Origin of the sequence: Mangrovicoccus algicola, assembly GCF_014903745.1 — a bacterium.
GTDB classification, from domain to species: Bacteria; Pseudomonadota; Alphaproteobacteria; order Rhodobacterales; family Rhodobacteraceae; genus Mangrovicoccus; species Mangrovicoccus algicola.
In genome coordinates, this window is the sequence record NZ_JACVXA010000103.1 from 1 (window position 1) to 9326 (window position 9326).

Below are 9326 nucleotides of genomic sequence, written 5' to 3' on the forward strand. Positions count from 1 at the left end.
ATCGACCGCGCTGCCGGCGGCGCGGCGCAGCGCGCTGGCGCGGGGAACCGCCCCTGCCCTGCCGCCGCTGAACCCGGCGGCCTGACCCCGGGATCAGGCCCGCAGGAAGACCGGGCAGCCGGGGGTGGAGGCCTCTGCATCATGGGCATAGCCGCCGACGCAGAAGCCCTGCAGATCGGCGGGATCCTCGATCCCCTCTTCCAGCACCCAGCGGGCCATGGCGCCGCGCGCGCGTTTCGCGGCGAAGCTGATCACCTTGCGGGTCTCGCCGCGCTGTTCCTCGAAACGCGGGCTGACGACCGCCAGGTCGCCAAGCGCCCTGCGATCCACCGCCTTCGCATATTCCTCGGAGGCGAGGTTCAGAACGGTTCCCGTGCCCGCCGCCGCCGCGTCCGCACGGATGGTCTCGGCAATGCGCGCGCCCCAGAACCGGTAGAGCGTGCCCGCCGGATGGCCGGGCAGCTTGCGCCCCATCTCCAGCCGGTAGGGATGGATCGCGTCCAGCGGCCGGAGCAGCCCGTAAAGCCCCGACAGAATGCGCAGCCGCCGGTCGGCCGCCCGCTGCGCATATTCGTCCAGCGTGGCGAAATCGAGGTCGCGATAGACATCGCCGTCGAAGGTCAGCGCCGCGGCCAGCCCGCCATCGCGCGTCCATCCGGCGAAACGCCCGGCATTCAGCGCCGCGATGGCCGGGGAAACCTGCATGATCCCGGCGATCTCCGCCTCCGACCAGCCGCGCGCGACCCCGGCCAGTTCCTGCGCCGCGTCCAGCAGCCGCGGTTCGGACGCGGCCAGCCCGGCGCCGCGGGTCTCGTTCATGTTCTTGGCGGGCGAAAGAAGAATGAGCACCGGGAGGCCTCCATGCGGATCGGAACAGGGCACTGGCACGGACGCGCGCGGCCCCGGCATGGCGGGGAAGCGGGTCCCGCTGGCGGGAAAGGGCGGATCTAGAGGAGGTTCCGGCAAAGGGCAAGGCCGCGGCGCCGTGGCGGCTCAGTCCAGACGCCGGGCCTCGTCGATCAGCATGATCGGAATGCCGTTGCGGATGGGAAAGGCCAGGCCCGCCGCGCGGGAGACAAGCTCCTGGCGCGCGGCGTCATAGCTCAGCACGGTCTGGGTGCGCGGGCAGACCAGCGCCTCCAGCACGCGGCGGTCGAGCGGCTGGACCCGCTCCTCTTCGCTGTCGCTCACTGCATCCTCTCCTCGCCATGGCCGCCGCCGCGCAGCGCGAATTCGATCAGCGTCACCAGCGTCTCGCGCCGGGTCGACAGCGAGGGCGCCTCCAGCAGGGCCTGCTTGTCCTCCGGCTCGAACGGGCAGAGCATCGAAAGCGAATTGACCAGCAATTCGTTCTCCGCCTCCTTCAAGCTGTCCCAGTCGGTGGACAGCCCCGCCTGCGCGAAATAGCGCTCCAGCAGCGCGAGAAACCGGCCGCGGTCGAAATTGCCGTCGGTTTCCGCCGGACCGAGGTCGCGGCCGAACCCGTCCCAGCGCACATCCATGCGCCGGTAGGCGGCGAAGCCCGAGGCCTCGCGCTCGATGCGGAACCGCGAGATCCCCGAGAGGGTGATCATGTAGCGCCCGTCCTCGGTTTCCGAGAACCCCGTGACACGACCGGCACAGCCGATGGCGTGCAGGCTCTTCTCGCGCCCGCCGGGGGCCTCGCAGGGCTGGATCATGCCGATCAGCCGGTGCGAGGTCTTCAGCGTGTCATCGAGCATCGCCAGGTAGCGCGGCTCGAAGATATGCAGCGGCAGCCGCGCCCGGGGCAGCAGCAGCGCCCCGGGCAGCGGAAAGACCGGAAGAGTGGGCGGCAGATCGGCAGCAGAGAACATCACCTGATGATAGCCCCTCGCCGGGATCAGGCAAATATCATCGAGGAGAGTTTGCGCCGCCCGTTCAGCGCCACCGGATCCTGCGGTTTCAGCGCATCGAAGATGGTGAAGAGCTGGGCCTTGGCCGCGCCGTCATTCCATTCGCGATCGCGCCGGAACAGGTCCAGCAATTCGTCCACCGCGCCCTGCACGTCGCCCGTGGCATGCAGCGCCTTGGCCAGGTCGAACCGCGCCTGCAGGTTGCCCGGATCCGCCTCGACCTGGGCGCGCAGCTCTGCCACGGGGCCCGCATCGGCGGCCTGGCGCGCCAGTTCCAGCGCGGCGCGGGCGGTCTCCAGCTCGGGCGCCTTGGCCAGCTCGGCGGGGGCGGCATCCAGCAGGCCTTGGGCCTGGTCCAGCTCGTCCATCGCGACATGGGCCCGCACCAGCCCGCCATAGGCCCCGGCATTGCCGGGCTCCTCGCTCAGCACGGCGGCGAAGGTCTGGGCGGCATCGACCGCGGCGCCCTCGGCCAGCATCTCCTCGGCAGCGGCGACCGCCTCGCCCAGCCCGCCATCGCCGGCCAGATCGGCGACGCGCTTGACGAAGGCCTTGATCTCCGACCCCGGCAGCGCGCCCTGGAACCCGTCCACGGGCTGGCCCTGGTAGAAGGCATAGACCGTGGGGATGGACTGCACGCGCAGCTGGCCCGCGATCATCTGGTTCTCGTCGACATTGACCTTGGCCATGCGGACCTTGCCGCCGGCGGCCTGCACCTCGGCCTCGAGCATCGGGCCCAGCGTCTTGCACGGGCCGCACCAGGGCGCCCAGAAATCGACGATCACCGGGACCTCCTGGCTGGCCTCGATGACGTCGGCCATGAAGGTCGCTTCGGAGACGTCCTTGACAAGATCGCCTGCGGCGGCGGGTGCGGCGGGTTTGGTGCCGAATTCAAGCATTGTTGGTCCCCAGCTTCGGTTGGTCGGGAAATATATGCGCGGAATGCCCCGCGAGTCCAAGGGTCGGCGCGGGCGGAATTTTCGTCCGCCCCGCGGTCACAGGTCGATGCGCGCCATCACCGGGGCGTGGTCGGAGGGCTGTTCCCAGCCGCGCGCGCCGCGCAGGATCTCGCTGCCGCCCATGGCCGGGGCGAGGTCGGCGGTGGCCCAGACATGGTCCAGCCGGCGCCCCTTGTCCGCCGCGTCCCAGTCCCGCGCCCGGTAGGACCACCAGGAATAGAGCTTGCCCTCGGGAATGTCCTGGCGCGTCACGTCCACCCAGTCGCCCGCCGCCATCAGATCGGCCAGCATGGAGGTCTCCACCGGCGTGTGGCTGATGATCTTCAGCAGCTGCTTGTGGCTCCAGACGTCATCCTCGCGCGGGGCGATGTTCAGATCGCCCACCAGGATGGATTTCCGCGGCTTGTGGGCGGCGAACCAGCCGGTCAGGTCCGACAGGAAATCCAGCTTGTGGCCGAATTTCGGGTTGGTCTCGCGATCCGGGATGTCGCCGCCGGCGGGGATGTAGAAATTGTGGATCGTCACCCCGTTGGGCAGGCGCGCCGCGACATGGCGGGTGTCGCCGCGATCCAGGACGTCGCGATGGGGGACCGGTTCGAGCGGCAGGCGCGACAGGATGGCGACGCCGTTATAGCCCTTCTCGCCGCGCACGATCGCGTGGCTCCAGCCCATTTCGGCGAAGGCCTCGTAGGGGAACTTGTCCTCGGGACACTTGCATTCCTGCAGGCACAGGACGTCGGGGGCCTGTTCCGACAGAAGCCGCTGGACCAGCCCCTGGCGGAGCCGGACCGAGTTGATGTTCCAGGTGGCGATCTTGATGCTCATGGGTCTCTCCGTGTTGCCTTCTCCTAGCGCGGGCGGGGGACGGAATAAACCCGCCGCGACCCCGGGGCATCCCGCCCGCGCGCTTGCCCCCCGGCGGGGCGCGCGCTAGCGTCCGCCCCACCACAGAGACCCCGAACCGGAGCCTGCCATGCCGCGCCTTCCCCTTCTCTCCGCCCTCCTGCTGTCCCTGGCCGCCGCCGCCCATGCCGAACGCGCCCCCAGCCCTGCAGAGCTGGAGAGCCTCGGCAAGGATGCCGCCGCCTTCGCCCGCAACACCGAGAGGAACCGCGCGGGACGGGTGATCGACGCCCTGCCCGAGCGCGTGATCCCCGCCGTCGCGCAGCAGGCGAACACCCCGCCCAAGCTGATCCGCGACACGCTGGTCGACCAGGCCAGGGCCTTCGGCAAGTCCGCGCAGCCCGAGGAGGTGGTGGCCGACCTGTCGGGGGTGATGCTCGACGAGGCCGGCGGGCTGACCTGGGGCGTCGTGCGCCTGAAGGGCACGTCGCTGTTCTCCGGGCAGCGCGTTCGCTTCGACACGGCCACGATCGCGATCCTCGAGGATGGCGACTGGCATTTCGCGCGGATCGACACCCAGGCCCAGGCCGACCTGATCCGGGCGGCCTATCCCGAGATCACGGAGCTGTCCCCCGGGCGCTGAGCATGGCCAAGCGTCGTCCGCTGAGGAAACGCCTCCGCAAGCTGGAAGTCCGCCTGCAGCGCAATCCGCGGCTGCAGCGGGCCGTGCGGGCGGTCTATGCCCGCTATGTCCGCCTGGTGGAGCGCAGCACCCGCTGGACGCATCTGGGGCTGGAGGCGTGGGGCCCGCAAGGCAATCGCGAGCCGGTCATCTACTGTGCCTGGCATGCGCGCCTGGCCTGCACGCCCTTCATCGGCCCGCTGACCGGCCGCACCTGCAAGGTCCTGGCCTCGGATCATGCGGACGGGCAGATCGTGGTGGAGCTGCTGCGCGGCATGGGGATCGAACCGATCCTGGTGCAGACCTCGCGCAGCAAGACCGGATCGATGCGCGCGGCGCTTGCGGCGCTGCGCGCGGGGGACACGCTGGGCATCACCCCGGACGGGCCGCTTGGCCCGCCGCAGCGGTCCAAGCACGGCGCGGTGATCCTGGCAGGGCTGTCGGGGGCGCCGATCGTGCCGGTGGGCTATGCCGCGCGCCCGGCCATGAGGCTGCCCAGCTGGGACCGGTTCGTGCTGCCCCTGCCCTTCGGGCGCGGCGTGCTTTCGACCGGGGCCGCCTTCCGCATCCCGCGCGAGGCGCTGCAGGACGAGGCGGCGGTGGAGGCGGCCTGCCGCCGCCTCGATGCGCTGATCGATGCCGAGACCGCCCGCTGCGAGGCCGCGCTGCGCGGCTGAACCACCGCCGGGCCCCGGCCTCAGGCGGCCGGGCGCGGCTCTCCGTCGGTGATGCCGTGGATCAGGTAGTGGTGATAGGGCCGCAGGTCCTCGAACCCGTTGAAGGCCGTCGCCCAGATATCGGTGCGCTTGCGCAGATAGGCGATGTGGTCGAAATCCGCGGGGCTGGGAATGGCGAAGCTGGCGCTGCGCACGATCTCCTCGCGGATGCGGGGATCGTCCAGTTCGTGCAGCCGGCCGATCAGCGGCTCGATCACCGCGCGGCGCTCCTCAGGCAGGTCGCCGCGCAGCGCCCCCAGAAGCGAACGGACCACGTGATCCCGATCCCCCTGCAGCAGCACGCCCAGCGGCTCTGCCTGCTCCTCCTCCGCCTGGGATTGCGGCACCGGCAGCTGCGCGAGACGGGCATCCATCTCGCCCAGCCGGGTATCGACCATGTTGAACCGATGCTCCATGATCCGCGCCAGATGCGCCTGGCCCAGCACGGCGGCCACCCCGGCGGGCAGCCGGTCTTCGCGGATCAGGTCGTTGACCACGACAGGGAAGTACTCGGCATGCACCGAACGGCCGCCGATGACGCTGTTCTGATAGACCGCCTCCGCCGCGGCCCCGGTATCGCGGTGGTGATAGTAGGACAGGTATTCGTCGATGAAGCCGATATTGGCGCGGGCCAGGAATTCGATATTGAACCGCCAGTCGCCCAGAACCGGCAGTTTCTCGCTATAGCCGCCGATCGCGTCGAACATGCTGCGGCGATAGACGAAACTGATCGGCGCGAAGAAATTCCCGATCGCCATCTGGAACAGGGTGACGTCGTTGACCCAGGGGTTGAAGGGGCTGCGCCCGTGTTCGGTCACGCGGCCGTCGCGGATCTCCTCCGAGACGCGCCAGGCACGGGTCAGCACGCCCTGGAACCCGGCCGATTGCGCGGGCGCGGATTCCAGGAAGCCGACGCAGCGTTCCAGGAACCGGGGATCCCAGCTGTCATCATCGTCATGGATGACCACGAATTCGGTATCGACCGCGCGGACACCCAGGTTGGAGGCCGCCTCCATCCCCACGCTGGCATCATTGGACACCAGCGTGATCCGGCGCCGGTCGATCGGCGCGCGGTCGATGATCTCCTCCACCGACTCGCGGCTGCCGCCGTCATTGACGATCACCCAGTGGAAGTTGCGCCAGGTCTGGGCCGCGACCGACCGCATCGCGCGTTCGAACAGGACCGGCCGGTCCTTGGTGCGCGTGACGATCGCCACCGAGCCCTCGAAGGCGAATTCCTCGCGCGGGGCGATTCCGCCCCCCTGCCCGGTATAGGCGGTGAAATAGCTCGACCCGTCCCCCGGCCGCGCCAGCCGTTCCTGCGCGGCCCGGGCCGCGGCGGGCGGATATTCCACGGCGATCTGGCCGGGTTGCCAAAGCGCGCGGGAAATCCGTTCTTCCGGCGTGTCGCCCTCCTCGGGGCCGCGGATGACCGGCACGAACCCGTCGCGGCCGAAATCGGAACTGCGCGGCTTGCCCTGGTAAAGCGGGACGTCCGCGGCCTGCGGGAACAGGATGATCCGCTCCAGCTCCGCCATGGCGGCATGGCCCCGCTCCAGGATGACATCCAGCGGATCGCCCCGATGCGCGCGGGTATAGTCGAGGATCTCCAGGAACAGCGCATCCGTGGCGTCGCCGCGCGACGGATCCTCGCCCGTCACCGCCGCCATCTGGCGCGCCGCGACCTCGGCGCAGGGCCCGCCCGCGATCTCCTCGACGCTGGGGGCCAGCGGTTCGTAGAGGCTCTCGATCAGGTGGCGATGCACCGCCAGGCAGGTCTCCGGTCGTCCCGGCTGATAGGACAGCGCGTCGAAGACCACGCTGTGGCGGGTCTCCATCGGCTGGCTGTCCATCACGCCGAAATAAACCCCGGCAAAACGCAGATCGGGATAGGTCGCCTGCAGCGCGCGCTGGATCGAGGCCTTCCAGCCGGTATCGACCAGCACCAGCTGCCGGTGCTCGCCCAGCTCGGCGCGAAGCTGCGCCCCCAGCGCGTCATGGGATTTCTCGAAATAGTCCCGCAACCAGCGCGAGGCATCGTCATTCGCCGCCAGCAGCACCCGGAAATTGTCGCCCCGGAACGGTCCGCGCAGCGCCTGGAGCGCATGCAGGCGGGGGTCATGGGGCTGGGCGAAATTCTTGAGGAAGGCGGCGCAGACATCCCCCAGCGGCGCATCGGCAAAGCTTTCGCGCGCGACCGCGAAGGAGCCGTCGAAATTCGACAGGTATCCCAGCCCGGCCTTGACCGCGCCGATGCGCGATATGCCGAACAGGGCCGTGTCATAGGCGGGGTCCTCCCCGGCATAGGCCAGGAGGTGATCGTGGATGCGCTTGCCCGCACGGGTGCAGAACAGCATCCGCGCGCTGTCGCGGCGATCGAGAAAACGGAGCTTGCGGTCCAGCTGGGCGATCCAGTTCAGGAAGATCGGGCCCAGGACGTCGACAGGTTTGGTCATCAGGTCCTCACAGCGCCGGAGGGGCGATCGGCAGCGGCAGTCCGGACTCTCCGGACAGGTGATCGAGCACGGCGCGGTGGCTGTCCAGCCGCCGGCGAAGCAGCGCGCGGGGGATCGGCAGGTGGATCGCCTGCAGGCCGCGGCGCTTGGCGGCCAGGAAATCGCCCTCCAATGCATCGCCCATGTGCAGCATGCGCGCAGGCGCCACCCCGGTCTCTTCGGCGATCAGGTCATAGACCAGCCCCGAGCGCTTGTTGACCACGGTATCGGCGCTGGAGAAGATCCGCTCGATCTTGCCGGTGGAGATTCCGGACGCCTCCAGCAGCCGGGAGATGTCCCCGGCGGGCATGTACATGTCCGAGACCAGCACCACCCGCTTGCCGCGGGCCAGCGCCAGGTCCAGCAGTTCCTCGATGAAGGCCGAGGCGCGCAGCTGCGAGGTCTCGACCTCCATCTCCGCCTCGTGCCAGATGCGCGCGAAGGGCGCCTGCGGCAGGCCCAGCGTGTCGACGGCATTGGCGATGATCTCTGACAGCCGCCCCTCGCGGCAGCCCTTGACCGCCGGGCTCAGCTGGTAGGCGGCGGAGGCGGCCAGGATCCGTGCCGAGAGACAGCTGCGCAGCACCAGCGGGCTCTCGGGCCCCTCGGCACCGGCACGGCGGATGAACTCGGCCGCGATGTCGCGGAACCGCTCCAGCTCCGAACGTTCATCGCGCAGCAGCAGCGTGTCGAAGACGTCGAAGGAACACAGATCGACCCGGTCCAGGAGCGCCTCGAAGCGGTCGGCCAGGCTGCGGGCGCCGGGCGAACGGTAGAAGCTGTCGAAATCGGGGGCCTCGTAAAGATCGCGCTCTTCGCGACCGTAAGTCGTTACCTGCGTGGCCAAATTTCCGTCTCCCGAAGTTCCGCGCCCCCAAGCTATAGTCACAGACGCGCGACGACACAAGGTGTCCGAAGCACGGTGTTTCGGGTATTTTCCAGCCATTTCATAAACTTGCATGTTGCGTCACCCGGTCATGCGGCACTTCGCGCATCGCCGCGCCGCCACCGCGCCGCAGCCCTTGCCTTTTGCCCCCGCCGCTGCCTTAACGGATCCATGACCGCGACCGACGCCCTTCCCGCCCTCGTGACCGGAGCCTCCCGCGGGCTCGGCTATGCCATCGCCCTGGCCCTGGCGGCCAAGGGCCGTCACGTGATGGCGGTGGCCCGCACGATCGGCGGGCTGGAGGAACTCGATGACGAGATCCGCGCGCAGGGCGGCAGCGCCACGCTTGCGCCGATGGACATCACCGAGGACGGCGCGATGCAGCATCTGTGCCGCTCCGTCCATGACCGCTGGGGCGGGCTATCGCTATGGGTGCATGCCGCGATCCATGCCGCGCCGCTGACCCCCGCGCAGATGATTGCGCAGAAGGACTGGCAGCAGTCCCTGGCGGTCAATGTCGATGCCACGCGCCGGCTCATCGCCTATGTGGCGCCGCTTCTGGGGGAAACCGGGCAGGCGCTGTTCTTCGACGATCCGGGGGTCGGGGCGAAGAAGTTTCACGGCAGCTACGGCGCGACCAAGGCGGCGCAGATGGCCCTGGCGGGGTCCTGGGCGGCGGAGACCGCGCGCACCGGCCCGCGCGTGCAGATCCTGACCGCGCCGCCGATGCCCACCGCCACCCGCGCGCGGTTCTTCCCGACGGAGCGGCCGGGCGCCCTGCCCCCCATCCGCGAGACCGCCGCCGCCCTTCTGGCCCGGGCCGGCCTCTGACCCCGTCGCGCCCCGGCAGGCCCGCCTGACCGGCCGCCCG

General features: G+C 69.8%; 10 protein-coding genes. 3 read left to right on the plus strand and 7 right to left on the minus strand.

The features are described from left to right. Positions 1-93: 93 nt before the first annotated feature. From ICN82_RS20205 to ICN82_RS20225, 5 genes are all read right to left on the minus strand, one after another. Positions 94-849, minus strand: a complete 756-nt coding sequence (locus ICN82_RS20205; RefSeq protein WP_193186863.1) for a YaaA family protein — start codon at positions 847-849, stop codon at positions 94-96. 144 nt (positions 850-993) lie between these two features. Next, complete coding sequence (locus ICN82_RS20210; RefSeq protein ID WP_330999039.1) at positions 994-1191, minus strand: Trm112 family protein; 198 nt, start codon at positions 1189-1191, stop codon at positions 994-996. Beyond that, positions 1188-1835, minus strand: coding sequence for an LON peptidase substrate-binding domain-containing protein (locus ICN82_RS20215; protein ID WP_193186889.1), 648 nt, complete (start codon positions 1833-1835; stop codon positions 1188-1190). Before ICN82_RS20215 ends, ICN82_RS20210 begins: the two co-directional genes overlap by 4 nt. 26 nt (positions 1836-1861) lie before the next feature. Further along, the gene (locus ICN82_RS20220) at positions 1862-2773 is read right to left on the minus strand and encodes a thioredoxin family protein (protein ID WP_193186866.1); all 912 of its coding nucleotides are present in this window, start codon (positions 2771-2773) and stop codon (positions 1862-1864) included. Positions 2774-2869: 96 nt separating this feature from the next. Beyond that, positions 2870-3658, minus strand: coding sequence for an exodeoxyribonuclease III (locus tag ICN82_RS20225; RefSeq protein ID WP_193186869.1), 789 nt, complete (start codon positions 3656-3658; stop codon positions 2870-2872). A 148-nt stretch (positions 3659-3806) separates the two neighbouring features. Here ICN82_RS20225 and ICN82_RS20230 point away from each other — a divergent pair, with 148 nt between their 5' ends. Together ICN82_RS20230 and ICN82_RS20235 are read left to right on the plus strand one after the other, a co-directional pair. Further along, positions 3807-4319 (plus strand): hypothetical protein, encoded by a 513-nt coding sequence (locus ICN82_RS20230; protein ID WP_193186871.1) that lies wholly within the window; start codon positions 3807-3809, stop codon positions 4317-4319. Between the two features lie 2 nt (positions 4320-4321). Continuing rightward, positions 4322-5035 carry a lysophospholipid acyltransferase family protein gene (locus ICN82_RS20235; RefSeq protein WP_193186874.1) on the plus strand — a complete coding sequence of 238 codons (714 nt, stop codon included), beginning with the start codon at positions 4322-4324 and terminating at the stop codon, positions 5033-5035. A gap of 20 nt (positions 5036-5055) precedes the next feature. Here the strand turns inward: ICN82_RS20235 and ICN82_RS20240 are convergent, their stop codons facing one another. Together ICN82_RS20240 and ICN82_RS20245 are read right to left on the minus strand one after the other, a co-directional pair. Beyond that, positions 5056-7530: a glycosyltransferase family 2 protein gene (locus tag ICN82_RS20240; RefSeq protein ID WP_193186877.1), complete on the minus strand. Its 2475-nt coding sequence runs from the start codon at positions 7528-7530 to the stop codon at positions 5056-5058. Positions 7531-7537: 7 nt separating this feature from the next. Next, positions 7538-8416 carry an HAD family hydrolase gene (locus ICN82_RS20245; RefSeq protein WP_193186880.1) on the minus strand — a complete coding sequence of 293 codons (879 nt, stop codon included), beginning with the start codon at positions 8414-8416 and terminating at the stop codon, positions 7538-7540. A gap of 210 nt (positions 8417-8626) precedes the next feature. Between ICN82_RS20245 and ICN82_RS20250 the strand changes: the two genes are divergently transcribed. Continuing rightward, on the plus strand, positions 8627-9286 hold the full coding sequence (locus tag ICN82_RS20250) for an SDR family NAD(P)-dependent oxidoreductase (RefSeq protein ID WP_193186883.1): 660 nt from the start codon (positions 8627-8629) through the stop codon (positions 9284-9286). Positions 9287-9326 lie beyond the last annotated feature (40 nt).

Bases quoted from the DNA above. Each gene is read 5' to 3' on its own strand.
- ICN82_RS20235 (WP_193186874.1), top strand. From the start codon at position 4,322: ATGGCCAAGCGTCGTCCGCTGAGGAAACGCCTCCGCAAGCTGGAAGTC.
- ICN82_RS20215 (WP_193186889.1), bottom strand. From the start codon at position 1,835: ATGTTCTCTGCTGCCGATCTGCCGCCCACTCTTCCGGTCTTTCCGCTG.
- ICN82_RS20220 (WP_193186866.1), bottom strand. From the start codon at position 2,773: ATGCTTGAATTCGGCACCAAACCCGCCGCACCCGCCGCCGCAGGCGAT.
- ICN82_RS20225 (WP_193186869.1), bottom strand. From the start codon at position 3,658: ATGAGCATCAAGATCGCCACCTGGAACATCAACTCGGTCCGGCTCCGC.
- ICN82_RS20250 (WP_193186883.1), top strand. From the start codon at position 8,627: ATGACCGCGACCGACGCCCTTCCCGCCCTCGTGACCGGAGCCTCCCGC.
- ICN82_RS20230 (WP_193186871.1), top strand. From the start codon at position 3,807: ATGCCGCGCCTTCCCCTTCTCTCCGCCCTCCTGCTGTCCCTGGCCGCC.
- ICN82_RS20240 (WP_193186877.1), bottom strand. From the start codon at position 7,530: ATGACCAAACCTGTCGACGTCCTGGGCCCGATCTTCCTGAACTGGATC.